The sequence below is a fragment of the Pseudomonas sp. DR 5-09 genome (assembly GCF_001655595.1).
In the GTDB taxonomy this organism is placed as follows: Bacteria; Pseudomonadota; Gammaproteobacteria; order Pseudomonadales; family Pseudomonadaceae; genus Aquipseudomonas; species Aquipseudomonas pharyngis.
This window is the reverse complement of record NZ_CP011566.1, coordinates 203967-230355: the sequence shown is the minus strand read 5'-3', so window position 1 is coordinate 230355 and position 26389 is coordinate 203967. Positions and strand designations below refer to the sequence as shown.

The 26389-nt window shown below is 60.6% G+C and carries 25 protein-coding genes and 1 tRNA gene; 6 read left to right on the top strand and 20 right to left on the bottom strand.

Translation table 11 applies throughout. From position 1 onward, the window contains the following. The 3 genes from PDR5_RS00990 to PDR5_RS00980 are packed head-to-tail and all read right to left on the bottom strand — an operon-like array spanning position 1 to position 3299. A complete protein-coding gene (locus PDR5_RS00990) occupies positions 1-1224 on the bottom strand; it encodes a type II toxin-antitoxin system HipA family toxin (RefSeq protein ID WP_064592653.1) in 1224 nt (407 codons plus the stop codon). Then, complete coding sequence (locus tag PDR5_RS00985) at positions 1217-2629, bottom strand: heavy metal sensor histidine kinase (RefSeq protein WP_064592651.1); 1413 nt, start codon at positions 2627-2629, stop codon at positions 1217-1219. The genes PDR5_RS00990 and PDR5_RS00985 overlap by 8 nt, the downstream gene beginning before the upstream one ends. Continuing rightward, a complete protein-coding gene (locus PDR5_RS00980) occupies positions 2619-3299 on the bottom strand; it encodes a heavy metal response regulator transcription factor (protein ID WP_011331911.1) in 681 nt (226 codons plus the stop codon). Before PDR5_RS00980 ends, PDR5_RS00985 begins: the two co-directional genes overlap by 11 nt. Before the next feature lie 136 nt (positions 3300-3435). Here PDR5_RS00980 and PDR5_RS00975 point away from each other — a divergent pair, with 136 nt between their 5' ends. Both PDR5_RS00975 and uraH read left to right on the top strand, forming a co-directional pair. After that, positions 3436-3918, top strand: coding sequence for a GlcG/HbpS family heme-binding protein (locus PDR5_RS00975; RefSeq protein WP_064592649.1), 483 nt, complete (start codon positions 3436-3438; stop codon positions 3916-3918). A gap of 16 nt (positions 3919-3934) precedes the next feature. Continuing rightward, entirely contained in the window at positions 3935-4345 is a 411-nt protein-coding gene (uraH, locus tag PDR5_RS00970; RefSeq protein ID WP_064592647.1) for a hydroxyisourate hydrolase, read from the top strand. A 28-nt stretch (positions 4346-4373) separates the two neighbouring features. Here the strand turns inward: uraH and PDR5_RS00965 are convergent, their stop codons facing one another. Further along, on the bottom strand, positions 4374-5336 hold the full coding sequence (locus PDR5_RS00965; protein ID WP_064592646.1) for an IS110 family transposase: 963 nt from the start codon (positions 5334-5336) through the stop codon (positions 4374-4376). Between the two features lie 300 nt (positions 5337-5636). After that, complete coding sequence (locus PDR5_RS00960) at positions 5637-6320, bottom strand: Crp/Fnr family transcriptional regulator (protein ID WP_064592639.1); 684 nt, start codon at positions 6318-6320, stop codon at positions 5637-5639. Positions 6321-6405: 85 nt separating this feature from the next. Between PDR5_RS00960 and PDR5_RS00955 the strand changes: the two genes are divergently transcribed. Then, a complete protein-coding gene (locus tag PDR5_RS00955) occupies positions 6406-6930 on the top strand; it encodes an Mpo1 family 2-hydroxy fatty acid dioxygenase (protein WP_064592638.1) in 525 nt (174 codons plus the stop codon). 44 nt (positions 6931-6974) lie between these two features. On the opposite strand, the gene PDR5_RS00950 is transcribed toward PDR5_RS00955, so the two are convergent. The 9 genes from PDR5_RS00950 to dibA all read right to left on the bottom strand — a co-directional run bounded on the left by PDR5_RS00950 (position 6975) and on the right by dibA (position 17578). Continuing rightward, positions 6975-9185 (bottom strand): GMC family oxidoreductase, encoded by a 2211-nt coding sequence (locus tag PDR5_RS00950; protein ID WP_064592636.1) that lies wholly within the window; start codon positions 9183-9185, stop codon positions 6975-6977. Next, positions 9182-9694, bottom strand: coding sequence for a hypothetical protein (locus PDR5_RS00945; protein WP_064592634.1), 513 nt, complete (start codon positions 9692-9694; stop codon positions 9182-9184). Before PDR5_RS00945 ends, PDR5_RS00950 begins: the two co-directional genes overlap by 4 nt. Then, the gene (locus PDR5_RS00940; protein WP_442963849.1) at positions 9691-11058 is read right to left on the bottom strand and encodes a cytochrome C; all 1368 of its coding nucleotides are present in this window, start codon (positions 11056-11058) and stop codon (positions 9691-9693) included. The genes PDR5_RS00945 and PDR5_RS00940 overlap by 4 nt, the downstream gene beginning before the upstream one ends. Positions 11059-11279: 221 nt before the next feature. Beyond that, positions 11280-12269, bottom strand: a complete 990-nt coding sequence (locus tag PDR5_RS00935) for a sulfate/molybdate ABC transporter ATP-binding protein (RefSeq protein ID WP_064592629.1) — start codon at positions 12267-12269, stop codon at positions 11280-11282. Between the two features lie 3 nt (positions 12270-12272). Continuing rightward, on the bottom strand, positions 12273-13145 hold the full coding sequence (gene cysW / locus PDR5_RS00930) for a sulfate ABC transporter permease subunit CysW (protein ID WP_011331905.1): 873 nt from the start codon (positions 13143-13145) through the stop codon (positions 12273-12275). A 13-nt stretch (positions 13146-13158) separates the two neighbouring features. Further along, a complete protein-coding gene (cysT, locus tag PDR5_RS00925; RefSeq protein ID WP_007952818.1) occupies positions 13159-13977 on the bottom strand; it encodes a sulfate ABC transporter permease subunit CysT in 819 nt (272 codons plus the stop codon). Positions 13978-14132: 155 nt separating this feature from the next. Beyond that, the gene (locus PDR5_RS00920) at positions 14133-15146 is read right to left on the bottom strand and encodes a sulfate ABC transporter substrate-binding protein (protein WP_011331904.1); all 1014 of its coding nucleotides are present in this window, start codon (positions 15144-15146) and stop codon (positions 14133-14135) included. Between the two features lie 139 nt (positions 15147-15285). Beyond that, positions 15286-15468, bottom strand: a complete 183-nt coding sequence (oscA, locus tag PDR5_RS00915) for a sulfur starvation response protein OscA (RefSeq protein ID WP_039772974.1) — start codon at positions 15466-15468, stop codon at positions 15286-15288. 190 nt (positions 15469-15658) lie between these two features. Continuing rightward, positions 15659-17578, bottom strand: a complete 1920-nt coding sequence (gene dibA / locus PDR5_RS00910) for a phosphodiesterase DibA (protein ID WP_064592627.1) — start codon at positions 17576-17578, stop codon at positions 15659-15661. 146 nt (positions 17579-17724) lie between these two features. Here dibA and desA point away from each other — a divergent pair, with 146 nt between their 5' ends. Next, positions 17725-18909, top strand: a complete 1185-nt coding sequence (gene desA / locus PDR5_RS00905; RefSeq protein WP_064592625.1) for a delta-9 fatty acid desaturase DesA — start codon at positions 17725-17727, stop codon at positions 18907-18909. A gap of 145 nt (positions 18910-19054) precedes the next feature. Continuing rightward, positions 19055-20044 (top strand): GGDEF domain-containing protein, encoded by a 990-nt coding sequence (locus PDR5_RS00900; protein WP_064592624.1) that lies wholly within the window; start codon positions 19055-19057, stop codon positions 20042-20044. A 27-nt stretch (positions 20045-20071) separates the two neighbouring features. Here PDR5_RS00900 and PDR5_RS00895 read toward each other — a convergent pair whose 3' ends face one another. The 3 genes from PDR5_RS00895 to gabD all read right to left on the bottom strand — a co-directional run bounded on the left by PDR5_RS00895 (position 20072) and on the right by gabD (position 24331). Next, positions 20072-21283, bottom strand: coding sequence for a response regulator (locus tag PDR5_RS00895; RefSeq protein WP_064592621.1), 1212 nt, complete (start codon positions 21281-21283; stop codon positions 20072-20074). Positions 21284-21424: 141 nt separating this feature from the next. Continuing rightward, the gene (gabT, locus tag PDR5_RS00890) at positions 21425-22702 is read right to left on the bottom strand and encodes a 4-aminobutyrate--2-oxoglutarate transaminase (RefSeq protein ID WP_007957613.1); all 1278 of its coding nucleotides are present in this window, start codon (positions 22700-22702) and stop codon (positions 21425-21427) included. A gap of 186 nt (positions 22703-22888) precedes the next feature. After that, positions 22889-24331: an NADP-dependent succinate-semialdehyde dehydrogenase gene (gene gabD / locus PDR5_RS00885; RefSeq protein WP_064592619.1), complete on the bottom strand. Its 1443-nt coding sequence runs from the start codon at positions 24329-24331 to the stop codon at positions 22889-22891. A gap of 443 nt (positions 24332-24774) precedes the next feature. On the opposite strand from gabD, the gene PDR5_RS00880 reads away from it, so the two are divergent. Then, a tRNA-Arg gene (locus PDR5_RS00880) sits at positions 24775-24851 on the top strand. A gap of 67 nt (positions 24852-24918) precedes the next feature. Here PDR5_RS00880 and PDR5_RS00875 read toward each other — a convergent pair. The 3 genes from PDR5_RS00875 to PDR5_RS00865 are packed head-to-tail and all read right to left on the bottom strand — an operon-like array spanning position 24919 to position 26389. Continuing rightward, positions 24919-25188, bottom strand: a complete 270-nt coding sequence (locus PDR5_RS00875) for a hypothetical protein (protein ID WP_232253888.1) — start codon at positions 25186-25188, stop codon at positions 24919-24921. A 20-nt stretch (positions 25189-25208) separates the two neighbouring features. Continuing rightward, a complete protein-coding gene (locus PDR5_RS00870) occupies positions 25209-25811 on the bottom strand; it encodes a hypothetical protein (protein WP_064592617.1) in 603 nt (200 codons plus the stop codon). Next, positions 25808-26389: an RNA polymerase sigma factor gene (locus PDR5_RS00865; protein ID WP_237233850.1), complete on the bottom strand. Its 582-nt coding sequence runs from the start codon at positions 26387-26389 to the stop codon at positions 25808-25810. Before PDR5_RS00865 ends, PDR5_RS00870 begins: the two co-directional genes overlap by 4 nt.

Genomic DNA, 26389 nt, shown 5'->3' with positions numbered 1-26389 from the left:
TCAACCCTTGGTCAGACTGCGTTCAATCCCGGACTCCCACTGCTCGATCATTGCCGTACCCACCTCGGCGAATGACTGATGGGTTCGGCAATGCTCAAGCATTTCCGCCATCGCCGTCTGCATGCCATGAACAACCTGCTGCAGTAGTTCATTGCAGCGACCTTCAGTGAGATTGCACGCCGTACGACCGAAGCGCATCAGCGCCTTGTACTTGGGCCATGCCTTCGACCCGCCCAACAGCAAGGCCAGGCTGTCGTTCCTGATGTAAACCGATGTGGTGATGATGTCGTAAGCCGGGGCTAGCCGGATCGAAGCCTGCGCGCCGCAATGGTCATACAGCACACCGAAGTTCTTCAGATGCGCATCGCCGTTTTTCAGTCCCGCTGACAGCGCCACGATCTTGAAAAAAGCTTCCAGCGCCTGACTCAACAGCGCAGGAGAAACAAAGGCTTTGATCTGTCGGGCAGCGCCTTCGTAAGAACCATCGTATTTGGCTCTGGAAGGCCAGCCATTGAGTACGCAAAAGTCCTCGAAACCCAGATAGCCATGCTCAGTCAGGTCAAAACGCTCGACCACCAGAAACTTGCCCTGCTCACTCAATTCAAACTTTGGCACTTCAAGTCCGCTAAGCGCTGCGGCGCGCATACAGAAGTACTCGTTGGTCGCCAGCTCAGGAAACTCTTCGGGACGGAAGGCTTTGACCAGATGTGTGGAGCCTCGGTGAATCGGGTAAAGAGCGGCTGTCACACCATCGCGTACCAACACCTTAGGCTGCACGCCTGAAACACCGGAATACTGGCCATGTTTGTGCAACAGATTGTCAAACAAGCCATGAACGCCGTCATGTATCAAAAGATCGGACAATAACGTTTCGGGCTGATGATCTGTGACCGATTCGCAGGCTACTGCCAGCCGTCCTAGCTGACTTGAACCCACTATTGCCAGCAACGCAAAAGCATCGAAGTCACGAACTGCTTCGCCGAAGCGTCGAATCAATTCATCGCGCAATACCCCTTCTGGCAAATTCATCTCGAAAATCGGATGAACACCTCGCTCCCAGCCGTAGTTTTCCATCCGAGCTGACATCGTTAGCGAAACAGCATTCTCAGCGTTCACGCCCTCACAGTATCTGAACACGCTCTCCATGCCGGACTGCCCACGAACGAGTGTCCCTACGGAGCTACCGGCGACGGTGATTTCCAAACTCCGAATCAAATCAATCATGAGAATTCACCCTCCTCGGTACCTCAAGAGGGAAACCAAGCTCAAAAACTGTTCCCTCAACTTCACTACTCACCCGCACCCGCCCACCATGCAATTGCATGATCGACTGCACGATTGCCAGTCCCAATCCGCCGGAGTCTCCCCGCTCCGCGCGGGACGGGTCGACGCGGTAGAAGCGGTCGAACAGTTTGCCCAGATGCTCATCCGCGATCACCGGGCCGAGGTTGTGCACTTGCAGCCAGCACAGGCCTGGCTCATCGCGTCGGCGCAGGCTGATGACCGAGCCGGCATCAGCATGGCGTACGGCGTTGGCCAACAGGTTGCCCAAGGCGCGTTGCAGCAGTTGCTGATCCGCCAGCAATTCTCCGCTGAACGTGTTTTCCAGACGGATTCCGCGGTCGTCGGCCAGGGCTTCGAAGTAGTCGCATAACTCTTCGCCGATTTGGTGCAGCTCCAGCGTGCGCAGATCGAGCGCTCGCTCAGCCTGCTCGGCGCGGGCGAGAAACATCAGGTTCTCGGCCATGCGCTTGAGCCGTTCGAATTCTTCCATGTTCGACGCCAGCACTTCCTGATACTCGGCGCTGCTGCGCGGGTAATTCAGTGCCTGGCCGTTGCTCGCGAGCAAAGTGTGCAGGGGCGTGCGGATTTCGTGGGCGAGGTCGGCGGAAAACTGTGAGAGGCGCTGGAAGCCGTCGTCCAGCCGTACGAGCATGCCGTTCAACGCGTGTACCGGCTCCAGCAATTCCGCCGGCGTGCCGGCGGTGGGAACGCGTTGGTCGAGGCTGCGCAGGTCGATGCCGCGCAGTGCTTCACTCAGCTTGCGCAGAGGCCGCAAACCTCGGCGCAACAGCACCAGGCCCAGCGTGAAGGCGAGCACGGCACCCAGTCCGACGGCCAGATACAAGCGCAGGCGATAGCTGCCGAGCATCTGCTCGCGTTCGCTCAAGACCTTGCCGGCGATCACGATCAGCGCTTCACCGTTCGGCCCTTGGGCCTGACCTGACAACAGGGCCAGCTCGACACCGTCCGCCGCCTGCCAGGTCAGCACATCGCGGCGTTGCGGCGGTTGATCCCGGGGGATGGCCTGCACGGGCGGCAGTGCGCGTTGGCGAGGGTTGATCGTGATCACATTCGAGCCGTCCGCGCGTTGCACCAGCAGCAGACTGTCGAGGTTGCCCAGCATGTTCTGGTACAGCCGTGGCCGCGCCTGCAAGGCGTCGAGGCTGTCGCTGTCGGCGAGCAGCGCGCGCACCTGTTCCAGACGACCGAGCAACGCCATGTCGTCGCGCCAGGCGATTTCCGAGGCCAGCGAGCGATACAGAAACACGCCAATCGCGCTGAGTACCAACGCACAGACGGCGGCGAACGCCAGGGCCAGGCGCCAGGCGATGGATCTAGCGCGCATCGTCGGGCGCTTCGAGTTGATAGCCGACCCCGCGCACGGTATGGATCAGCTTGGGCATGTACGGATCATCGACTTTCGAACGCAGCCGGCGCACCGCGACTTCGACCATGTTGGTGTCGCTGTCGAAATTCAGGTTCCACACCTGCGAGGCGATCAGCGTGCGCGACAGCACTTCACCCTGACGGCTGGCGAGCAGATGCAGCAGGGCGAATTCCTTGTTGGTCAGGGCGATGCGCTGGCCGCCCCGGCTGACCCGGCGGCGCAGCACGTCGATTTCCAGATCGGCGATGTTGTACGACTCGGCTTCACGCAGGGGGCCGCGCCGCAACAACGTGCGCACCCGCGCCAGCAATTCGGCGAAGGCGAACGGCTTGAGCAAATAGTCATCGGCCCCCAGTTCGAGGCCGCGCACGCGGTCTTCGATGGCGTCCTTCGCCGTCAGGAACAGCACCGGCGTGGCGCCGCGCTGGCGGATCAGCTGCAGCAGTTGCCAGCCGTTGAGGCCCGGCAGCATCACGTCGAGGATGATCAGGTCATATTCCTGCTGCTCAATAAAGTAGCGACCGTCGAGGCCATTCAGCGCCACGTCCACGGCAAAACCCGACTCTCCCAGCCCTTTGGCGATGAAGTTCGCGGTTTTGGCTTCATCTTCTACGACCAGCAAACGCATGGCACACCTCGATTGATCAGAGACACAGGCTAGGCTCCTTCGACCGTGTTGCCCATTACAAACTTGTAATCCGACTGACGAGGTTTCGACGGGGACCGGCGGATAAGGTGGTGGCCTTCGCTTTTGGAGCCTGCCCATGACCGTCAAATACCTGCTTGCCAGCCTCGCGATCGGCCTCAGCGGCGCGGCGCACGCCACGCCTGAGCTGCCCCGTCACGCCGATCTCGATCTGAAAACCGCACGGCTGCTGACCGACGCAGCACTGGAAAACTGCACCGGCACGGTATCGGTGCTCGACCGTGGCGGCAACCTGCTGGTGACCTTGCGCGGCGACGGTATCGGCCCGCACAACACCGCCGCCAGCCAACGCAAGGCCTACACCGCACTATCGACGAAAACCCCGACTCGACTGTTCGCCGAGCGCGCCCGCAACAACCCGGAAACCGCCAACCTCAACACCCTTGATGAGTTGCTGTTACTCGGCGGCGGCATCCCGTTGTTTGCCGGGAAAGAACTGGTCGGCGCCATGGGCGTGGCCGGTTCCGGCGGTGGCGAACAGGACGAAACCTGCGCAATCAAGGCCGCCGAAATCGTCGGCCTGTCCATCAACCGTACTTGAACCGAGGAACATCACCATGACCCCACTGCGCATGACTTTCACCGCGCTTGGATTGAGCGCCTTTTCGAGCCTGGCGCTGGCCGCCGGCAACCCGCTGAGCGTACACGTACTCAATCTGGAAAACGGCCTGCCGTCGCCGGGCATCAACGTGACGCTGGAACGTCATGTCGGCCAGGACTGGCAGCCGCTGGCGCAGGGCACCACCAATGAACAGGGACGGATCGCCGAACTGTTCCCGGCGAACAAGCCGTTCGAGGCCGGTGAGTATCGGGTGGTGTTCAAGACTGGCGAGTACTTCGAGAAGGCGAAGCACGAGACGTTTTTCCCGGAGATTCCGGTGATCTTTAAAGTGAAGCAGACGGACCAGCACTATCACATTCCGCTGCTGCTCAGCCCTTATGGCTTCTCGACGTATCGCGGTTCGTAAAAACAACATCGATCCAATGTGGGAGATTCTATGTTGCAGGGGAACCCTGCAACCTTAAATTGGGTTGGTATTCGCTCTGATTTTTCATGAGGGCGAATGCCACCCGGCAAAGCTTACGGGCGAGGATGACCAAGGCCTGGGTTCTGGCTAGACCTCTTGCCAGATAGGATTCATAGAACGGTTTCCAAACAGGGGACCGACAAGCTGCCATAGCTGCATTGTGTGCAAGACGCCGTAATTCCCCGTCACCTTTTTTGCTCAAGTGGCGAGGACTGTGTTTCTTGCCTGAGTCCTTTGCCTTCAAATCCATTCCCAGAAAGGCGATGAACGCATCGGCGCTGGCGAACTCACCTCGCATGTACGTAGTTGCCAGTCCCGTTGCCGTGAGTTCACCAATCCCTTCAATCGCTTTGCAGCGTCTGATGTTTTCGCTAATGCCGGCCTCTTGGCTGACTTTGCGAAGTAATTCCTGAATGGCCTGATCAAGCTGTTTGAAATGCTCCAACCCATGGGCCAAAAGATCTTCAAGGAGAGGTTCGTTTGACCAGCTCAGCATGATACTGACTCGGGCCTTCATCAGCTGCGCACGCTTGTTAAGCAGACTTTTCAACACCGTGTAGTGCCGTGGTGGTGGGCTCCAGACCCGCAGCCGGTGCTGTTCACTGGTTAGATAACGCGCCAGAAGACGTGCATCACAAGGGTCGGTTTTTGCACGCTGACCGATGCTTTCGCGGTAATGGCTCACCCGGTAAGGGTCCACGACGTAAACCCGATGCCCCATACCATGGGCCAGTTCGGCCGTATCCAGGTGGTAGAGATTAGTGGCTTCCAGGGAAATCGAGCTTTGTGCGGGCAGGGTCTTCAGCCAACGACCTATAGACGTACGGTCGTTGTTGATGACCTGAATGTTTTTCAGATCTTCGCGATAAGCGACGATTTCGGCATTGGCCACATCGACACCAATCACCGTTGGCGAGGTAAGGATTGTCATGACGAATCCTCGGAGCTAGGGTTTAAGAGCTTGTCGGGGTCTACCGTAGCGCTGGCTTGCCTCTATCGTCGGTTTTACCGATGAATTCCTTATCGGCGCTTTAGGTAGAAAGGGCGGGACGAGAAGTCTCCCACGGTCCGTACTGGCTAGAGTCGGAATCGAGCTTTTAGTCCCGCCCACCCCTTCAAGTCTAAACATACAAGCGGGCTTGCTCGCGAAGGCGGTGTGTCAGTTCATGATGTGTCAGCTGACCCACCGCCTTCGCGAGCAAGCCCGCTCCCACAGGGGAACCCGTGTTCTTCAGAGGGTCGCCAGCGCGCGCAGTCGCACAGCGTCGAGGATTTCGATCTCGCCATAACTCAAGCCGATAATCCCCTGCCCCTGCAACTCCTTGAGGATCTGGTTGGTGGTCTGCCGCGATAGCGACAGCATCGACGCCAACTGCTCCTGAGGCAGTTGCAGCACGCGGCGCGGCGGGTCCAGTTCGCCATAGCCTTCAGCGATCATCAGCAAGCGATGAGCCAGACGTGCCGGGGCCGGCAGCAGGCTCAGCTGTTCGAGGTTGATGAAGGTCAGGCGCAGTTTGTGGCTCATCAACAACGCCAGATGTCGCCAGTAAACGGGGCGCTCATCGAGCAGTTGCAGCAGTGTGGCCTGGGGAATGTTCAGCAGCGTGCAGGGCCCGACCGCGTAGGCATCGTGGGTGCGCGGCTGGCCGTCGAACAGGCAGATTTCGCCGAACCAGTGCGGCGCCTCCACCAGACTCAGCAACGCCTCCTTGCCCTGCTCGCTGACCGCGCCGATGCGTACCGCGCCGTCGAGCACCGCGTACAGCCCGCACGGCGCATCGCCGCGCTGGAACAGCCGCTGCCCCGTCGTCAGCCGCCGCTCCCGGGCCGCCGCCAGCAGACTATCCTGAAAGGACGAGGGCAGATGACTGAACCATTGCCCGGTCAGCAGGCGCTCGCGCCAGACCTTATCCATGCGTTCTCCGAAAGATTGTCGCCTGCCTGACAGAGCGAGCCGTGAACCCGGGGCATGATTCGATCACCCTACAGGAGGAACAACAATGAAAAGCCTCGTCGATCATTTGAGTCAATACGCCGCTTACCACCGTGACCCGCGCAACATCGCCAGCCACTTTATCGGGATTCCGCTGATTGTGGTGGCGGTGGCCGTGCTGTTGTCGCGGCCGGAATGGTCGGTGGGCAGTTTGTGGATTTCCCCGGCGGTGATTGCCGCCCTTGCTTCGGCGTGGTTTTACCTGCGCCTGGAACTGAAGCTGGGTGTTCTGATGACCGTGTTGATGGGGCTGTCGGTCTGGGCCGGGCATGTATTGGCGCAGCAGAGCACCATGGTCTGGCTGAGTGCAGGTCTGGCGATGTTCGTGATCGGCTGGGTGATCCAGTTTGTCGGGCACCATTACGAGGGGCGCAAACCGGCGTTCGTCGATGACGTGAGCGGACTGATTGTCGGGCCGCTGTTTGTGGTGGCCGAACTGGCGTTCCTGCTCGGGATGCGCCAGGAATTGAAACGAGCCATCGAACAGCGCTCGGGGCCTGTGGTTTTGCGCGAACACAAAACCGTCCACTGAGCACACCGGGCGACGTGCCCTTCTCGCACGCCGCCCGGCTTGGTTCACAGCGCGCCGAACGTCACCTGCACCGTCAGTGATCCCTGATTATCGGCAAGTCCGACTCCGTAGCGCCCCTCCAGGTCATCGTTGATACACAGCTGCAACTCACCTTGCTGCCCGGATGGAATCTGCGCCAGATCACCGATCAGAAACGGCGCGCCAGTGCTGCCTATCCGACCGATCAAAGCGCCCTCATTGGCGCCGGGCAAGGTGTAGCCGGGCTTGGCAATCAGCCCCGCACTGCCATTGCCGTCGACCATGCCTCCCACTGGACTGGCTAACCAACGACCGCTGAGATAACGCACCAGCCGCGGACTCGGCCCGTTGATCTGCACACCAGTGCCCTGCCACGGCTGATTGGCCTGAACCTGCACCGTAACGGCTTTCAGGTCGTTGGCCAGGGTATCGCCGGCCTGAATCGACAGCGCCGCGATAGTCAGACTCGGGTTTGAAGTACCGGTGCTCGGGAACACACCGTCACCGACCAGAAACAGGTTTTTGTGGTCCCAACTGCGCTGATCCTTGTCGACCACCGAGGTTTTCGGGTTGTCGCCCATGCGGTAGGTGCCCATCAAATGACCGGCGCCCTGATAGCTGTAATCCACGCCCTTGTAATTGAACAGGCCCGGTGGCAGCGGCTTGGTCAGCTCGGTCGCGCCCAACAGGTCCTTGATGATGTGCGTGGCGAGAATCTTCGCCTGCCTGAAACCCTCCTTGGTGTAGTCGGACAAGTCGTAGTGAATTTCCGGACGGGGGATACCCAACCGATCCTTGTATTGCTTTGACGGCACGATGGAACACCTGGCTTTATCCGGATCGTCCTCCACCTGTTCCACCAGAAAACCGATACGGAACTGGCGAGTCAGCAAGTCATTGAGTTTTTGCACCAGCGCCGTGCCATACAACACCTGTTGCGGCCCTTTGGCCGGTGGCAACGGATTGGTAGCGCTTTTGTTGGTGCCATCGATCAGATCCTCAACGGTGGTGTAGGGATCGCCGACCGGCCAGTTGAACCCTTCGTTACCGATCTCGATCCGCCACGCCGCGCGCTGGCTGCGGAAAGCACCGTCGCGCAGACTTTCGATGCCCGCCGTGGACACCGGTCCGCGATATGGAAACACCGCCTTGCCTTCCGGCATCAAACCCCAAGCCAGATAGATCGGGTGATCGGCCAGACTTTTCCCGACCTGTCCGCTGCTGTTGGCCACACCGTTGGGCCACGCGGGGCTGGTGGAGTTGAGCAGCAACTTTGGCGTTTCAATGGCATGGGCCGCGATGACATAACGCTGGCCCACCGCAACACCTGTCCCGGTCGGCGGACCGTCGCCCAATTGGTACTGAATGAACTCGATGCCGCTGATGGACTTGTCCGCCGCCACCGTGACCTTGCTTGCCACGGCTTTGTAGAGCACCCGAACATTGCCGGTGTTCAAGGCGTTATTAAGCGTGACGGTGGCATCGTATTTGGCCTGGATCGGGCAGATCGGCGTGCAGTTGGTGTTGCCGGCACACACTCGACGCCCTGCATACGGCTGCGAATTGCGCCCCGCCGGTGTAGGACTGACCACCAGCGGCAATCCGTCGAACGTCTGCCCCTTTACCGCCGCGACAAAGCTGCCATCGACCAGCGACAGCGGAATGCTGGCCATCGGGAATTGATAGTTCTGCGGAAACGTCATGCCCAGATACGCCTGATCCGCAACATTCGCGGCGACGCCAATCTCTGCTTCGGCACGGCAATATGCGCTTTGCAGATCGTTGTAGCTGATCGGCCAGTCGACACCCACGCCATACAGGGTCTTGATGCGAAAATCGTTGGGCACCATGCGCAAGCACGTCGCCACCCAATGCCAGGTGGTGCCGCCGCCAACGCGCTCGTAGGTACTGGTAAACGGCAGTGGACCTTTTTGCACCAGATAGCTGACTTCAGGTTTATCCCAGCCCAGAATCAGATCGGCGATGGTTGCGCGTGGCGCATTTTGTTCTGCCGGATTGCGCGGCGCATCCAGCGTGCTGACCGGCGGGTACGGCGATTCCGGTGTTTTCAACGTCGCGGTATAGAAGCGCTCCAGATATTGATTACGGTTGGCGGGAATTTCCGGACCGGATTCCAGCACCAGCACTTTCACCCCGGCCAGACCCAACTGGTAGGCAATGATGCTGCCGGCCAGACCGGCACCGACGATGACCACATCTGCTTGTTCGGTACTCATGACGACACTCCTTGTTGTCCGCTGGCAGGGACGCCGGTGAAGTCTTCGAGGCTGGGCGGTTCGCTGTTCCAGTAACCGAAGAAAAACTCGCTGTAACCCATGGGATGGGCCTGGGCGATTTTCCACGCCCAGCTCTGGATGTAGGCCTGATCGGAGACCACCACCTGATCTCCCTGCTTGTTGCTGCCAACGTCATAAGGTTGATACCAGACACCCAGCAGCCACAGTTTCATGATCGAACGGGCTGCCCGGGCCGTTTGCGTGGCGGCAGGTTGCGCGCCGTTCATCAGCACGGCTTGGGCGATTTGATCCGGCGGTACTTTGTCGGCCAGCAATGTCGCGTATTGGTTCAACAACGCCTGCAACACCGAGGAAGTGATACGCGGTTCAATGAAGGCCAGGAACTGCGTCGGCAGGTCGACCGGGTCGACTTCAGGTGCCAGCAACGTTTGCGGGATGCCGGTCAAGGCCGATGACAGGCCGGCGAAATTGTCCAGATCGGTGCTCATGGCTGACTCCTTGTCGCGCCAGTCGACTGGGCGCGTTCGAGCAGATAGGTGAAGTCCGCGAAACTGGTGCGCGGCGACTGGGTCACATGGGTCGCGGCATTGCCGTGACAAGCGATGCAGCTGGAAGAAGCTTGCGGCACCGTCCCCTGGATATAGGTTTCGAGTGTCGCGTTGGCGAGGAACGTCGGTGCCGGTCTGCCCAAAGGCTCGGTTTTCGAAATCTGGCACGGTGGCTGCGGCGTCAGCGTCGGCCACTGCGTGCTGATCAACTGATAATTGGCCCAGACGCTGTTCGGATTCACCGTACGCAACAGGGTTTGATAAGTGCCATTGATCGTTTTCGTGGCCGCTGTCAGAGGCTCCTCGCGAACAATCTGTGAAGGTTCGGCCTTCACTGCCGGGTTCCACGGCCGCGGCGGTGGCTGATTGATCTCTGCCTGGCTGTTAGCGTTGTAAAACAGATAGGGGCCTTTGCGCTCGGCCACAGGGGTGGACTTCTCCGGCACGTTGTCGACGTGCTCGAAAGTCGACCAGACCCACTGCGGCGCACTGCTGGTTTTGTGCACGATGTGCAGACCGACCAGCCCTACCGGTTCGGCCTTGCATGATTCCGGCACGACCGGCCCTTTGCTCGGATCACTGTTGCCCGGGGTGTAGACCAGCGCATCGACGGTGTGGAAGTTCTCCCGTCGGTCATTGCCATCGAGCACTTTCCACGACGCCTTGACCATCAGCGAACCGACCTGACTGGTGTCGTTATTGCCGCAACTGAACGCCACCGTATTCTTCGGATCCGCCGCAAAAAAAGCCTGCTGGCCCTGAATGCTGTACAGACCGTTGTTGACGATGTCGTCAAACATTGGCTGGTTCACCACGATTTCGTTGCGCGTATAAACCCCGCTCTGATCCACCAGCGGCCCGCTCTGGAAAGGTTGGATAAATTCATCGAGCACATCAGGCACTTTGCCCATTTGTTGCAACAAGCGCCCTGACCCCAGCCCCTCACAGGCCGGGGGAACAGTCGCCGCTGTGCCCCAGGGGTTAGGCTTCTGTCCTTTTGCCAGGAAGATTTGATAACTCTCCTTCCAGCTCTCCCAGACGGTCGCGCCGTCCTGTTTGCCGATCTGCGTACCCGTGTTCGGGGCACCGCTGTCCAGCGCCGGCCAGTTCAACGCGATAAAAGTCTGCCACGACATTTCATCGAAGTTCTGTTGCAGGCTGATCAGGGAAAATGGCGGGGTAGCCGTGACATCGAAGGGTATTTGCGTCGACAGCGTGGGGGCGGAGTATGCCAGCGGGCTCAGTATTGCGCCGAACAACGCACAACCGAGCCACGGCACGGGCCGCAGGATTTCCATTCTCATCGTTATCTCCTTGGCATCAGGGTCCAGGAGATACGCCGGTCCGTCATGGACTCTTCACTGCGCCTCCTGGCACAGCTTGGAGATTAGGTAAGAAATCAATACCGTCAGGGCAAGCGCTAGATCAAATCGGGCTAAAGAATATAGCGATTAGCCATTATTTTAAGCCTGAGAACTCCCCCGCACTGTCGACATCGACAGTGCGGGGAACAAAGTGTTTGCCATCAAAGGCTGGCGACTTTCTGCCAGACCTTCGGCTTGAAGAACAACGTCTCACCCTTGGCCAACCCGGTCAGGCTATCGTGGTCTTTCACCACTTCCGCCTCGATCAGATCAGCCTGCCCCTCAACCTTCAACGTCACCCGCGTGGTCGCACCCAGCGGCCGGATATCGCGGACTTCGGCGGCGTGGTGATCCTCCAGTTCATGCCGCGACAGCGACACTTCGTGCGGGCGGAACAGCACGTGGTTGTCATCGCCCAGATGCAGACGGTTCGAGTCGCCGAGGAAGTGATAGACGAAATCGCTGGCCGGGTTTTCGTAGACGTCGCCCGGTGAGCCGATCTGCTCGATCACGCCCTTGTTCATCACCACGATGCGGTCGGCCACTTCCATCGCCTCTTCCTGGTCGTGGGTCACGAACACCGAGGTCAGGTTGATGTCTTCGTGCAGGCGCGCCAGCCAGCGGCGCAGCTCTTTACGCACCTTGGCATCGAGGGCGCCGAACGGCTCATCGAGCAGCAGCACTTTCGGCTCTACCGCCAGGGCACGGGCCAGGGCGATACGCTGACGCTGGCCGCCGGACAGTTGCTCCGGATAACGATCCGACAGCCAGTCCAGTTGCACCATGTTCAGCAGCTCGTGAACCTTGGTCGCGATCTGGCTTTCGTTCGGGCGCTGGTTTTTTGGTTTCATGCGCAGGCCGAACGCGACGTTGTCGAACACCGTCATGTGGCGGAACAGGGCGTAGTGCTGGAACACGAAACCGACGTTGCGATCCCGCACGTCGTGGCCGGACACATCTTCGCCGTGGAACACGATGTTGCCGTTATCCGGGGTTTCCAGACCGGCAATGATGCGCAGCAAGGTGGTCTTGCCGCAGCCGGACGGGCCGAGCAGCGCCACCAGTTCACCGCTGTGGATGTCCAGGCTGATGTTGTCCAGCGCCTTGAACGCATTGAAATTCTTGCTGACGTTACGCACTTCGATCGACATGAATTATTCCTCCGCGGCGCTGGCGCGCAGGCGGTTGATACGGTTTTCGCTCCACTGCTTGAGCAGCAGGATGAAGAGCGCCAGGATCAGCAACAGGCTCGCCACGGCGAACGCGGCCACGTGGTTGTATTCGTTGTAGAGGATCTCGACGTGCAGCGGCAAGGTGTTGGTCACCCCGCGAATGTGCCCGGAAACCACCGACACCGCACCGAACTCACCCATGGCCCGCGCGGTACACAGCACCACGCCATAGATCAGGCCCCATTTGATGTTGGGGACGGTCACGTGCCAGAACATCTGCCAGCCATTGGCGCCGAGCAGGCGCGCGGCTTCCTCTTCCTGAGTGCCTTGTTCCTGCATCAGCGGGATCAGCTCACGGGCCACGAACGGCACGGTGACGAAGATCGTCGCCAGCACGATGCCCGGCAGGGCGAAGACGATCTGGATGTCGTGATCCTGCAGCCACGGCCCGAACAGGCCCTGGGCGCCGAACATCAGCACGTAGACTAAACCTGCGATCACCGGCGATACCGAAAACGGCAGGTCGATCAGCGTCACCAGCATGCTCTTGCCACGGAACGAGTATTTGCTCACGCACCACGCGGCGCTGACACCGAACACCAGGTTCAACGGCACCGACACCAGCACCGCGATCACGGTGAGTTTCAGGGCTGACAAGGCATCCGGTTCAAAGATCGCGGTGAAGAACGCGCCGAGGCCGTTCTTCAAACCCTGCGACACCACGATGAACAGTGGCAGCAGCAGAAACAGGAAGAAAATCAGCCAGCCGAGGCCGATCAGGATTCTGCGCGAAGTGGCGCTGCCACGGCGGGCGGCGTTGGCCGAGGACGCGGCCGCAATAGACGATTGGGACATGGTTCGCGCCTCCTTATGGGGTTTCGATGCGCCGCTGCAGCAAGTTGATCAGCAGCAACAGGACGAAGGAAACCACCAGCATCAACACGCCGATGGAGGTAGCGCCGGTGTAATCGTACTGGTCGAGCTTGACCATGATCAGCAGCGGCAGGATCTCGGTTTTCATCGGCATGTTGCCGGCGATGAATATCACCGAACCGTACTCGCCGACGCCCCGGGCGAACGCCAGGGCGAAACCGGTCAGCCAGGCCGGCAACAGCGCCGGCAGCAGAATGTGGCGAAACACCTGCAACGGTTTGGCACCGAGGCACGCCGCCGCTTCTTCGACCTCACGCGGAATGTCCGCCAGCACCGGCTGCACCGTGCGCACCACGAACGGCAGGGTCACGAAGGTCAGCGCCAGGGTGATTCCGAGCGGGGTGTAGGCGATCTTGAAACCGAGGTCGGCGGCGAACTGCCCGACCAGTCCGGTCGGGGTGTACAGCGCCGTCAGCGCAATACCGGCCACCGCGGTCGGCAGGGCGAACGGCAGATCGATCATCGCGTCGATCACCTTGCGCCCCGGGAACGTGTAGCGCACCAGCACCCAGGCCAGCAACGTGCCGATGATGCCGTTGATGATCGCGGCGCACAGCGCCGTGCCGAAGCTCAGCTTCAATGCGGCGAGCACGCGGGGCGCGGAGATGATCGTCCAGAACTGATCCCAGGTGAGTTGGGCGGCGTGGACGAACATCGCCGCCAGCGGGATTAGCACAATCAGGCTGAGGTACACCAAGGTGTAGCCCAGCGTCAGCCCGAAGCCGGGTATGACGGGGGAGATACGACGCGACATAAAAGTCCTTGGTTAAAAACGCATCAATGTGGGAGCGGGCTTGCTCGCGAATGGGCCCTATCATTCAACATTTACGTCGTCTGACACACCGTCTTCGCGAGCAAGCCCGCTCCCACATGTTTCGTGCCTGAGCATCAGGCTCGTTTCATTTGAGATTACTGCGCCTGATAGATCTGGTCGAACACGCCTCCGTCGTTGAAGAATTTCGGCTGTGCGGTTTTCCAGCCGCCGAAGTCCTTGTCAATGGTCACCAGTTCCAGTTTCGGGAACTGCTGGGCGTACTTGGCTGCCACGTCCTTGTCACGCGGGCGGTAGAAGTTCTTCGCCGCGATTTCCTGACCGGCCGGGCTGTACAGGTGCTTGAGATAGGCCTCGGCGATCTGCTCGTTGCCCTTCTTCTCGGCGTTCTTGTCGACCACAGCCACCGGTGGTTCGGCGAGGATCGACAGCGAAGGCACAACGATGTCGAACTTGTCCTTGCCGCCGTCTTCTTTCAGCGCCAGGAAGGCTTCGTTTTCCCAGGCCAGCAACACGTCACCCTGACCGTTGTTGACGAAGGTGATGGTCGAGCCACGGGCGCCGGTGTCCAGAACCGGTACGTGTTTGAACAGGGTTTGTACGTATTCCTTGGCTTTGGCTTCGTTGCCGCCGTTGGCTTTCAGGCCGTAGGCCCACGCGGCGAGGAAGTTCCAGCGTGCACCGCCGGAGGTTTTCGGGTTCGGGGTGATCACCGAGACGTCATTCTTGATCAGATCGCCCCAGTCCTTGATGCCTTTCGGGTTGCCCTTACGCACCAGAAACACGATGGTCGAGGTGTAAGGAGTGCTGGCGTCCGGCAGACGCTTCTGCCAGTCGGCCGGCAGGGTCTTGCCGAGCTTGGCGATTTCGTCGATGTCGCCGGCCAGGGCCAGGGTCACGACGTCGGCGCGCAGACCGTCGATCACCGCACGGCCCTGCTTGCCCGAACCGCCGTGGGATTGCTGGATTTTCACGGTGTCGCCGGCGTGCTCCGACTGCCAGTACTTCACGAACTCGGCGTTGTAATCCTGATACAGCTCGCGTGTCGGGTCATACGACACGTTGAGCAGTTCGTAATCCTTGGCAACCGCGGAACCGGCAAACACAGCACTGGCCAGGGCGGCCAAAGCGTAACGGCGAATCGACGACATGGTGAAAGCTCCTGGAATTCTTGGTGGTGGCTTTTTCTTATGGATTGCGAAAATCGGGTTGCCTGTAAAGATCACCGCCTGCGCCCACTCTTGCATTGATCCCCGGCAAGAGCGGGCGCAGGCTGGAATCTTTCTGGGTTCAGCTCGGTTTGTTGCCCGGTTGCTGCAAGCGGAATTTCTCTTTGCGTTCGATCTGGACCACTTGGGCGTTATGCACAGTGATTTCCACCGCGCCGAAACGCAGGTCGCGCAAGGCGCTCTGGATTTCACGCAGGATGGTGCTTTCGTCCTGACCGTCAACGCTACGCAGGGATGCGCTCATGGTGCTGCTCCTTTGTATGGGATATGCCTGGCAGTGGGCGGCACTGCGTTCGGCGTGGGAGCAATATAAGAGAGGCGCGGATATTCTTAAAAAGACTATTTAAGAATGTTTATATAACTGGAAAACATTATGTGATGCAGCAAGGGTTTGCGGCGGATTTGCCCGCCGGCAAACCCGCCGTACGCCGTCATCAACCGATCAAGGGCGCCCGGTTCCAGTCGACTTGCGCTTCCGGGACCGGCCGCCCAAACCAGTAGCCCTGCCCCAGATCACAGGCCTGCTCCAGTAGGAACGCGGCCTGTTCCACCTGCTCGATGCCCTCGGCATGCACCTGCATGCCCATGCTGCGGGCCAGGGCGATGATCACCCGGACGATCGCCGCATCGTCCTCGTCCCACGGCAGGCCGGCGACGAAACCCTGATCGATCTTGAGCTTCTGCACCGGCAGGCGCTTGAGCCGCAGCAACGACGAATAACCGGTGCCGAAGTCATCGATGGCCAGACGAATGCCCAGCTCGCGCAAACGATGCATCTGTTCCAGCGCGACTTCCGGATCGTCCATCACCGCGCTTTCGGTGACTTCCAGCTCAAGATAGGCCGGATCCAGGCCGGTCTCGTGCAGCACCTGCGCCACCTGCTGATACAACTCGCGGCGAGCGAATAACCGCGAGGACACGTTCACCGCGACAAACGACAGCACCACCCCGGCCTGCTGCCATTGGCACATCTGCCGGCAGGCCTGCTGCATGACCCAGGCGTCGATTTCCGAGATCAGCCCGGTGCGCTCGGCAATCGGGATGAACTCCGCCGGCGACACCAGGCCTCGCTGCGGATGCTCCCAGCGCACCAGCGCCTCGACGCCGATCAGGCGACTGGTTTGCAGGTCGTGCACCGGTTGGTAGTAGACCCGCAGTTCCTGCTGCTCCAGCGCGCGGCGCAACTCGAAGGCGATTTCGACCCGCTGCTGGGCGTGAGCCGTGAGCTCTTCGGTGTACAGCGCGTAGCCATTGCGGCCGCTGCTCTTGGCCTTGAACAGCGCCGCATCGGCGTTGCGCAACAGCTGTTCGGCGCTCAGTGCATCGCTGGGAAACAGGCTGATGCCGAGGCTGGCGTTGATGAACAGTTCATGGCCGTCGAGGCAGAACGGCTCCTTGAGCGCATCGAGAATACGCTGAGCCAGCGCTGCCGCCTGTGCCGGCTGTGGACAACTTTCCAGCAGAACCGCGAATTCATCGCCGCCCAGCCGCGCCAGGGTGATGCCCGGCCCGAACAACCCCTGCAAACGCGCGGCGACGGCCTTGAGCAAACGGTCACCGATGGTGTGGCCGAGGCTGTCGTTGATCAGTTTGAAATGGTCCAGATCGATCATCAGCAGCGCGCAGCCGCGCTTGTGGGTCTGCGCCGACGCCAGCGCCTGTTCGGCGCGGTCGCTGAACAGCAGGCGGTTGGGCAGGTCGGTCAGCGGATCGTGGTGGGCCAGGTGCTTGAGTTCGTGCTCGGAATCCTTGATCGCGCTGATGTCGGAAAACACCGCGACGTAATGGCTGAGCCGGTTGTCATCGTCACGAATGACCCGGATCGTCTGCCATTGCGGGTAGATTTCACCGCTCTTGCGCCGGTTCCAGATCTCGCCGCTCCATTCGTCCCGCGCCTGTAAAGAAGCGAACATCGCTTGATAGAACCCCGGCGGATGATGCCCGGACTTGAACAGGCTGGGCTGCTGGCCGATGACTTCATCGCGCTGATAACCGGTGATTTCCATGAACGCGCGATTGACGTGCACGATCAGCCCCTGCCGGTCCGTGACCAGCACGCCTTCGCGGGTGCAATCGAAAACCGCAGCGGCCTGACGCAGGCGTTCGCGATCTGCCTGGCGTTCACGCAATCGGGCGCCGATGCCCAGGCATTCGAACAGCCGCGCCCGGGCCAGGAAGATCAACCCGGCGCTGAGCGCCACGAACAGGTAGCCGTTGATCAGTTGCCAGCGCAGCAACTCGTCAGAGCTATCGAAGAAACTGTTCAATAAATAACCAGTACCTTGCAGCCAGACCACGGCAAGGACCAGGTAAAGCAGCGCTGCACGCAAGGCATCGCGGTATGTGGCAGACATTCGGCCGTCCATGTCCCTACAAAAATGTCGGGATTATAGGTCAAGAAACATCCAGCCATCTCTTATCTGAAAGGGCGACTGGTTTTATCTGTGTGCTTGGTGATAATGCAACGGCTGTTTTTTCTTTATCGAGGGCCCTATAGCCTATGTGGTACGAAGGTTTTCTTGGCTTGTCGGCCTGGTCGCTGGTCGCCGTCACCCTGGTGATGACCCACGTGACGATCGTTGCCGTCACGGTCTACTTGCACCGCTACTCGGCCCATCGCTCCCTGGAGCTGAATGCCGGCCTGAAGCATTTCTTCCGTTTCTGGCTGTGGCTGACCACGGCGCAGAACACCCGCGAGTGGACCGCCATCCACCGCAAACACCACGCCAAATGCGAAACCGAAGACGACCCGCACAGCCCGGTCGTCAAGGGTCTGTCCACCGTCCTGCGCAAAGGTGCCGAGCTGTACCGCGAAGAAGCGCAGAACCCGGAAACCCTGCGCATCTACGGCAAGAACTGCCCCGAAGACTGGATCGAGCGCAACCTCTACAGCCGCTACCGGCTGCTGGGCGTGGCGATCATGGCCGTCGTCGACCTGCTGCTGTTCGGCACCATCGGCATCACCATCTGGGCGATCCAGATGATGTGGATTCCGGTCTGGGCGGCCGGTGTGGTCAACGGTCTGGGCCATGCCGTTGGCTACCGCAACTTCGAATGCCGCGACGCGGCGACCAATCTGGTGCCGTGGGGCATCCTGATCGGCGGCGAAGAACTGCACAACAACCATCACACCTACCCCAATTCGGCCAAGCTGTCGGTCAGGAAGTGGGAGTTCGACCTCGGTTGGGCGTGGATCCAGGTCTTCAGCTTCCTGCGACTGGCCAAAGTGCAGCGGGTCGCGCCGATCGCCCACCGCGTCGAAGGCAAGGGCAGCCTGGACATGGACACCGCCATGGCGATCCTCAACAACCGCTTCCAGATCATGGCCCAGTACCGCAAGCTGGTGATCGGGCCGCTGGTCAAGCAGGAACTGGCCAAGGTCGATCATTCGGTACGCCACCAGTTCCACCGGGCCAAACGCCTGCTCTCGCGGGAAACCAGCCTGCTGGAAGATCGCCACCACGCGCGCATCCAGAACATGCTCGAGCACAGCCAGGCGCTGAAGGTAATCTACGAGAAACGTCTGGCCCTGCAGCAGATCTGGGTCAAGACCAGCGCAAATGGCCACGACATGCTCGCCGCCATCAAGGAATGGGTACACGAGGCCGAGGCCAGCGGCATCCAGTCCTTGCGTGAATTCGCCGACCAGTTGAAAACCTACTCGCTGCGCCCAACAGCCGTCTGATGCCGTTGATCGGTGCGCCCCATTCCCGGGCGCACCCTTCGGAACTTCACCGTCGATCCCCTATCTCAAAGACACTTCGCCACCCCCGGCGGGTTTTCCCGTGGCCGTTGTCGATTGATCGGCACGCCCTTTGAGATTCGTGTCGATGGTCAACAACAATCAAAAAGACTCATCCCCTCCCCAGTGGCCCGAGGCCGCGCAAACCCTGATGGCATTGATGCACGCCCAGGGCGAAGTCGCCCGGCTCAGCGAACGCGAGCAGCTGTTCAGTTCGCTGCTGGTCAGCGTCAACGCCGTGCTTTGGGCCTTCAACTGGGAAACCCGTCAGGTGTTGTACGTCAGCCCCGCTTACGAGCGGATCTTCGGTCGTTCCGCCGGCCTGTTGCTGGCCGACTACAACCAGTGGCGCGACAGCATCTACCCGGATGATCTGGAATACGCCGAACGCAGCCTCGCCGAAGTGCTGCACAAAGGCGCCGTGGAAGACCGCGAATACCGGATCATCGCCGCCGACGGCCAGGTTCGCTGGGTCAGCGACAAGTGCTTCATCAATCGTCAGGACGAACCGGGGCAACCGGTGATCATCGTCGGCATCGCCGAAGACATCACCGACAAGAAGCAAATGGAAACCGAGTTGCAACGCCTGGCCACCACCGACGTACTGACCCAGAGCAGCAATCGCCGACACTTCTTCGAATGTGCCCACCGGGAATTTGAACAAGCCCGCCTGCAAGGCGCGCAAATGGCGTTCCTGCTGCTGGACATCGATGACTTCAAAGTGATCAACGACACCTACGGCCACCCGGAGGGCGACAACGTGCTGCAACGGATCGCCGAATGCGGGCGAGCATCATTGCGCCGGGGAGACCTGTTCGGACGGATTGGCGGTGAGGAATTCGCTGCGGTTTTCCCGGGCTGTGCGCCGGACATGGCGATGCAGGTGGCCGAACGGCTGCAACGGGAAATCCAGCGGCTGAGTTTCAACCATGGTGAACAGACGTTCGGTATCACCGTCAGCCAGGGCCTGACCAGCCTCACCCCGGAAGATGAAAGCCTCGACACCCTGTTCGCCCGCGCAGACGCGGCGATGTACGAGGCCAAGCGCCAGGGCAAGAACCGGATCATTTCCGCCTGATTCAAGACTGGATGCGCAATCAAACCGCTATTTGCGCATCCGTATCAGCTCCGGCAAGCCGATTTTGAGCAAGCGCGCCGTGCGGCTCTTCGCCAGTTCCTCGACGCCTTCATGCTCGGTCAGCCGCGCCATCTGCGCCGCCATGTTCATCACCAGTGCCTCGCGGGAATACACCCCGCCACCGAGCTGGTAGACCGAGGCAATCAGCTCGCGCAGTTCCAACGGCAAACGCCAGCGAGTGCGCAGCGCCGAGCCATACGCCGCACCGAATTCGGCCAGCGCATCGCCGACTTCCTCCAGCTCATCCAGCTCGCCGCCGGCCTGCTTCCACTCCTGCAGACAACGCAGCAACGCCAGATCACCGAGGCGATGGAGCATCCCGGCGCAATAGCAGCGCTCCTGATCCAGATCGAGCAGCCGCGCCAGCGTGCGGGCGTACTCGGCGGTGTGCAGCGACAGGCCCCAATAGCGCTCGGCGTAGTCGGCCAGACACGGGTCGCTGAGCCGGGCGCTGCGCTTGAGTGCCAAACCAAGGATCAGGTTCATGCTTTGACCGGTGCCCAGACGATGCAGCGCCTGGGCCAGAGTCTGCACTGGCGCACCGTGGTGCTGGGCGGCGCTGTTGGCGGCGGCGATCAACACGGCGGTGATCTGCGGGTCGGTGCGAATTTCCTCTTCCAGCAGCTTCAGATCCAGGCCGTTGGGATTGAGGCTGCGCTTGACCGCCACCTGCACGTCGGTCATCAGCGGCGCGCCGTCGGCCTGCTCGCGGCGGCGTTCGAGGAACACCGACAATGTCATGCCCGGCGCCAGCGCCGGTACTTCACAGAACACTTCTTCGCCGGCGTTCAGCAGCAGTCCCTGCAAACGTTCGGTCAGGCTTTCCATGTTCAGGGGTTTGGCCAGGTAGGCGGTCGGTGCCAGCGGCAAGGCTTCGCGCACGCTGGCGCTGTCGTTGCGGCTGCTCATCAGAATGAACGGCAGCGGCGGATTGCGTCTGCGCTGGCGCACGCTGCGCAATACGTTCAAGCCATCGACGCCGGGCAACTCCCAGTCGACGATCGCCAGGTCATAGGGCACTTCGCTGAGCAGCGTCATTGCCTCCTGGCCATCGGCGCACAGATCCAGCCGCGCATCGCAGCGCACATTCAGCAACACTTGTTTGAGCAGGTCACGAGACCACGGGTCGGCCTCGGCAATCAGGACTCTCGGTACAGCGGGTAAATCAACGGCCGTCATGCTCGCCCTCCCTTGCAATGCTTGAACCTTAGCCAATGCTGGCGTTTCGGTACAACCTGAAAACCGCACAGGTGTTTCTCCCGGCATGAAAAAACCCGCCGAAGCGGGTTTTTTGTCGATCCGATCACACGGTGCTACGGATTACAGCTCCGAGAAGCACTCTTCGATGATCGCCAGGCCTTTGTCCAGTTGCTCGTCCGGCGAGGTCAGCGGTACCAGGACGCGCAGCACGTTGCCGTAGGTGCCGCAGGACAGCAGGATCAGGCCCTTGTCACGCGCCTTGGCCACGACAGCCGCGACGGCAGTCGGGTTTGGCTTGTGGCTGTCGCCGTTTTCGAACAGCTCGACCGCGATCATGGCGCCCAGGGCACGGACTTCGCCGATCACCGGGTACTTGGCCTGGATGGCTTTCAGGCCGGTAACCAGACGCTCGCCGACAGCCTTGCAGCGGTCCAGCAGTTTTTCTTCTTCGAACACTTCCATCACGGCCAGGGCCGCGGCGCAAGCGATCGGGCTACCGGCGTAGGTGCCACCCAGGCCACCTGGCGCGATGGCGTCCATGTATTCGGCCTTGCCGCAGACACCGGCCAGCGGGAAGCCGCCAGCGATGGACTTGGCGAAGGTGGTCAGATCGGCAGCAACGCCCATCTGTTCCATGGCGAAGAAGGTGCCGGTACGGCCAGCGCCGGTCTGCACTTCGTCAGCGATCAGCAGGATGCCGTGTTGGTCGCACAGGGCGCGCAGACGCTTCATGAATTCTTTCGGCGCGACGTAGAAACCACCTTCACCCTGCACAGGCTCGATGATGATCGCGGCGATGTCTTTCGGCTCTGCGTCGTTCTTGAAGATGCGCTCGATGGAAGCGATCGAGTCGTCGATGCTCACGCCGTGCAGTTCGTTCGGGTACAGCGCGCGGAAGATGCCGCCTGGCATCAGGCCCATGCCGGCCGAGTAAGGCACGACTTTACCGGTCAGGCCCAGGGTCATCATGGTGCGACCGTGGTAAGCGCCGGTGAAGGCGATCACGCCAGCGCGGCCAGTGGCGGCACGGGCGATCTTGACGGCGTTTTCAACGGCTTCGGAACCGGTGGTCACCAGCAGGGTTTTCTTGGCGAAGTCGCCCGGTACGCGAGCGTTGATTTTCTCGCACAGCTCGACGTACGGCTCGTAAGCCAGAACCTGGAAGCAGGTGTGGGTCAGCTTGTTCAGCTGCTCGGTCACGGCGGCGATGATTTTCGGGTGCACGTGGCCGGTGTTCAGTACGGCGATACCGCCGGCGAAGTCGATGAATTCACGACCTTCAACGTCGGTCACTGTCGCGTTCTTCGCGGACTCGGCGAAGATCGGGTGAATCTGGCCAACACCACGTGGAACAGCTGCGGTACGACGGGCCATCAGTTCAGCGTTAGTCTTGCTCATTACAGTCCTCATTCGCCGCTCATCGGGCGGCGTGGTTCAAGGATAAAGCGGGAGGAATCGGCGGTGGCAGCATGCGATGATCGACTGCCACGGCGTTCCCGGCCGCAGAGAAAATTCCGGTTTGAAACGACGCAAAGGGACAGCGCTCTCGTGCCCTTTGCGTTTACAGCGATCTTCTACCGAGGCTTAGATGCCCAGGCAGAGGTATTTGATTTCCAGGTAATCTTCGATGCCGTACTTGGAGCCTTCACGGCCCAGGCCCGAGGCCTTGATGCCGCCGAACGGTGCGACTTCGTTGGAGATCAGCCCGGTGTTGACGCCGACCATGCCGTATTCCAGGGCTTCAGCCACACGGAACACACGGCCCAGGTCGCGAGCGTAGAAGTACGAGGCCAGACCGAACTCGGTGTCGTTCGACATCGCGATCACTTCGGCTTCGTCTTTGAAGCGGAACAGCGGCGCCAGCGGACCGAAGGTTTCTTCCTTGGCCACCGCCGCGTCTTTCGGCACGTTGGTCAGGATGGTCGGCTCGAAGAAGTTGCCTTCCATCGGCTTGCCACCGGCCAGAACGGTTGCGCCTTTGCTCACCGCGTCAGCGATGTGCTCTTGCACCTTGGCCACGGCTTTCTCGTCGATCAGCGGGCCAGTGGTGGTGCCTTCTTCCAGACCGTTGCCGATCTTCAGCTTGGCGACTGCCACTTTCAGCTTCTCGGCGAACGCGTCGTAGACCGAATCCTGAATGTACAGACGGTTGGCGCAGACGCAGGTCTGGCCGTTGTTGCGGTACTTGGAAATGATCGCGCCTTCGACGGCCTTATCCAGGTCCGCGTCGTCGAACACGATGAACGGCGCGTTGCCGCCCAGTTCCAGGGAGACTTTCTTGATGTCCTTGGCGCATTCCGACATCAGCTGACGACCGATTTCGGTCGAGCCGGTGAAGGACAGTTTGCGCACGATCGGGTTGCTGGTCAGCTCGCTGCCGATGTCGCCGGCGCTGCCGGAGACCACGCTGAACACACCTTTAGGGATGCCGGCGCGCTGGGCCAGTTCGGCCAGAGCGAATGCGGAAAACGGAGTTTGCGAAGCCGGCTTGAGCACCATGGTGCAACCGGCGGCCAGCGCAGGACCTGCCTTACGAGTGATCATCGCCGCCGGGAAGTTCCACGGGGTGATGGCAGCGGTCACGCCGATCGGTTGTTTGATCACGATCAGGCGCTTGTCCGGCTGGTGGCCCGGAATCACGTCGCCGTAAATGCGCTTGGCTTCTTCGGCGAACCACTCGATGAACGAAGCGGCGTAAACGATTTCGCCCTTGGCTTCGGCCAGCGGTTTGCCTTGCTCGAGGGTCATCAGGCGAGCGAGGTCGTCCTGGTGCTCGATCATCAGTTCGAACCAGCGACGCAGTTTGCCTGCACGCTCCTTGGCGGTCAGTGCACGCCAGGCCGGAAGCGCCTTGTCGGCGGCTTCGATGGCGCGGCGGGTTTCGGCAGCGCCCATTTTCGGCACGGTGCCCAGAATCTCGCCAGTGGCCGGGTTGTTGACCTTGATCGTCTGACCGTTGTCCGCGTCGACCCATGCGCCATCGATGAAGGCTTGCTGGCGGAACAACTGGGTGTCTTTAAGCTGCATGTCGGCTTTCCTTAACAGCACCGCGCAAGGCGCGGAGCAAAATTATGATTGTAGAAAGGCGCCTCGCAAGGCTGCCGTCAGGGAAATCATTCACCGGGCTGGCACATGAATAGCGCACGACTCGAAACGCGTGCGGCTCAGCACCTGGATCAGGAGCGTTTGAAATCTCAAACGAATCCTAGGTTCAAAGGGGTTGAAGGACAATAGGGCGTTCGAAAAAAAGAACAAAAACGCCGCAATTGCTGAACATTTCAGATCAACGTACCCACAGCCCCGATCGCAGGGAAACCATAGAACAGCCTCCCCAAAGCGCCAAGCGAGCCTTTTGCAGGACGTTACAGCTTTATGGAATGCAGGGTTTTCAAACCGACACTTGCACTGACAAACCACGCCAAAACCCGGCATGGACGCCCCGAGCCGACCTAGGTATGATGTCGCCCGCTGCACCAGTAGCTCAGCTGGATAGAGTACTGCCCTCCGAAGGCAGGGGTCGTGGGTTCGAATCCCGCCTGGTGCGCCATTGATTTAAACGAGAAAGCCCCGGACTGTGATGGTCCGGGGCTTTTTTGTGCCTGCTGACGGGCGACTCACTCCGTCGTCCAGTCAAACTCGTCATATTCATCATCGTCTTCCTCGTCCTCGATCAAGTCATCATCGAGAACGTCGTCCTCCAGATCCTCTTCTGCCTGCTTGGCCAGAAGAAACTCCTTGCGACTCTCCGTCACTGCCCGCCGCAGTTCCTCACCCTTGACCGGGCAGTTGAGCATTTGGGCGATGCGGTCGATTTTTTGGGCCACGGCATCCTCCAGCGCATCGGCAATGACCCGATAGTGCGCGTTTTTGCGGGTCAATGCCAAATGGCGGATGGCTGATACAGTCAGTTCTTGCGGATTTTTTCCAGTCGCAGGTCGAGATTTACGTTCGGGTAGCGCTTGTGCAGGTTGTTGAACAGGCTGTCGGCCGCTTGCGACTGGCCGGACTCGCGCAGGCGCAGAACTTCGCGCAACTGCGCGTCGAGACCGTTGACCGGGGCGGCGGCGCGCTTGCTGACCTTGGCTTCGTCCGCCGTGTCGGCGCTGATCGATTCGCTCTGCATCGGCGCGGCCATTTCCGCAATCGGCGCGGGAGCTGGTGCGGAAAGTGCGCCGGCAGGAGCCGACAGCGATCGGGCCTCCTGGCGGCCCCCAGGCGCAGCCGGTTTGGCAGCAGGGGCGAAATCGAATTGAGCCACGGGTTCCGGCGCACGCTGCACCAGCGACAGCATCAGCGCGATGCCGACCAGACTGGCAAAAGCCACTTGGTGGCGCGGCTTCTGGCAGGCCTTGAGCCAGCGTTGCCACAGGCTCTGCCTTGGCGCCGTGGTTTCACGGTGGGCGGCGTTTAGGATCAGCGCATCGAGATGCGCCGGCGGCTCGGCGTTGTGCTGTTCGCGCACATGCTTGAGCACTTGCTCTTCGGGTGTCAGGCGGGTATCCGTCATGTCAGTACCTCCTCGGCCAGCAGCCGACGCAGTTTTTGCTGGGCGTAGCGCAAGCGGCTCTTGACGGTTTCCAGCGGTGTTTCGGTGAGGCTGGCGATTTGCGCCAGGTCGAGGTCGCCATGGGCGCGCAGCAGGAACACTTCGCGCTGGTCGGCGGGCAAGGATTGCAGGGCGCTCTCCAGGCGCTGGCTGTCGCGGCTGAGGTTGAGCAGTTGTTCGGGATCGGAGGCGTCGTCGCTGACGGCGTGGAATTGCTCGTCGTAGCTGTCATGCAGCGGTTGCCGGGCGCCGTGTTTGCGCCAGTGGTCGATCAGGCGATTGCGGGCAATCTGGAACAACCATGTACGAAAGGTCGCCCGGCCTTGTGGCTGACTGGCGCTGCGGATCAGGCTCAGCCAGGTCACCTGGAACACCTCGTCGGCCAGTTCCGGTTTGCCGCTCAAACCGAGCAGAAACCGGTAAAGGCTCTGGCGATGACGGGCGTACAGGATCTCGAACGCCTTGCCGTCACCCTCGCGATAACGGGCCAGCAGCGATTCGTCGCTGCTAGCCTCAAGGCTGTCTGCAGAAGCAAACAG

Bases quoted from the DNA above. Each gene is read 5' to 3' on its own strand.
- PDR5_RS00990 (WP_064592653.1), bottom strand. From the start codon at position 1,224: ATGATTGATTTGATTCGGAGTTTGGAAATCACCGTCGCCGGTAGCTCC.
- PDR5_RS00985 (WP_064592651.1), bottom strand. From the start codon at position 2,629: ATGCGCGCTAGATCCATCGCCTGGCGCCTGGCCCTGGCGTTCGCCGCC.
- PDR5_RS00980 (WP_011331911.1), bottom strand. From the start codon at position 3,299: ATGCGTTTGCTGGTCGTAGAAGATGAAGCCAAAACCGCGAACTTCATC.
- PDR5_RS00975 (WP_064592649.1), top strand. From the start codon at position 3,436: ATGACCGTCAAATACCTGCTTGCCAGCCTCGCGATCGGCCTCAGCGGC.
- uraH (WP_064592647.1), top strand. From the start codon at position 3,935: ATGACCCCACTGCGCATGACTTTCACCGCGCTTGGATTGAGCGCCTTT.
- PDR5_RS00965 (WP_064592646.1), bottom strand. From the start codon at position 5,336: ATGACAATCCTTACCTCGCCAACGGTGATTGGTGTCGATGTGGCCAAT.
- PDR5_RS00960 (WP_064592639.1), bottom strand. From the start codon at position 6,320: ATGGATAAGGTCTGGCGCGAGCGCCTGCTGACCGGGCAATGGTTCAGT.
- PDR5_RS00955 (WP_064592638.1), top strand. From the start codon at position 6,406: ATGAAAAGCCTCGTCGATCATTTGAGTCAATACGCCGCTTACCACCGT.
- PDR5_RS00950 (WP_064592636.1), bottom strand. From the start codon at position 9,185: ATGAGTACCGAACAAGCAGATGTGGTCATCGTCGGTGCCGGTCTGGCC.
- PDR5_RS00945 (WP_064592634.1), bottom strand. From the start codon at position 9,694: ATGAGCACCGATCTGGACAATTTCGCCGGCCTGTCATCGGCCTTGACC.
- PDR5_RS00940 (WP_442963849.1), bottom strand. From the start codon at position 11,058: ATGAGAATGGAAATCCTGCGGCCCGTGCCGTGGCTCGGTTGTGCGTTG.
- PDR5_RS00935 (WP_064592629.1), bottom strand. From the start codon at position 12,269: ATGTCGATCGAAGTGCGTAACGTCAGCAAGAATTTCAATGCGTTCAAG.
- cysW (WP_011331905.1), bottom strand. From the start codon at position 13,145: ATGTCCCAATCGTCTATTGCGGCCGCGTCCTCGGCCAACGCCGCCCGC.
- cysT (WP_007952818.1), bottom strand. From the start codon at position 13,977: ATGTCGCGTCGTATCTCCCCCGTCATACCCGGCTTCGGGCTGACGCTG.
- PDR5_RS00920 (WP_011331904.1), bottom strand. From the start codon at position 15,146: ATGTCGTCGATTCGCCGTTACGCTTTGGCCGCCCTGGCCAGTGCTGTG.
- oscA (WP_039772974.1), bottom strand. From the start codon at position 15,468: ATGAGCGCATCCCTGCGTAGCGTTGACGGTCAGGACGAAAGCACCATC.
- dibA (WP_064592627.1), bottom strand. From the start codon at position 17,578: ATGTCTGCCACATACCGCGATGCCTTGCGTGCAGCGCTGCTTTACCTG.
- desA (WP_064592625.1), top strand. From the start codon at position 17,725: ATGTGGTACGAAGGTTTTCTTGGCTTGTCGGCCTGGTCGCTGGTCGCC.
- PDR5_RS00900 (WP_064592624.1), top strand. From the start codon at position 19,055: ATGGTCAACAACAATCAAAAAGACTCATCCCCTCCCCAGTGGCCCGAG.
- PDR5_RS00895 (WP_064592621.1), bottom strand. From the start codon at position 21,283: ATGACGGCCGTTGATTTACCCGCTGTACCGAGAGTCCTGATTGCCGAG.
- gabT (WP_007957613.1), bottom strand. From the start codon at position 22,702: ATGAGCAAGACTAACGCTGAACTGATGGCCCGTCGTACCGCAGCTGTT.
- gabD (WP_064592619.1), bottom strand. From the start codon at position 24,331: ATGCAGCTTAAAGACACCCAGTTGTTCCGCCAGCAAGCCTTCATCGAT.
- PDR5_RS00870 (WP_064592617.1), bottom strand. From the start codon at position 25,811: ATGACGGATACCCGCCTGACACCCGAAGAGCAAGTGCTCAAGCATGTG.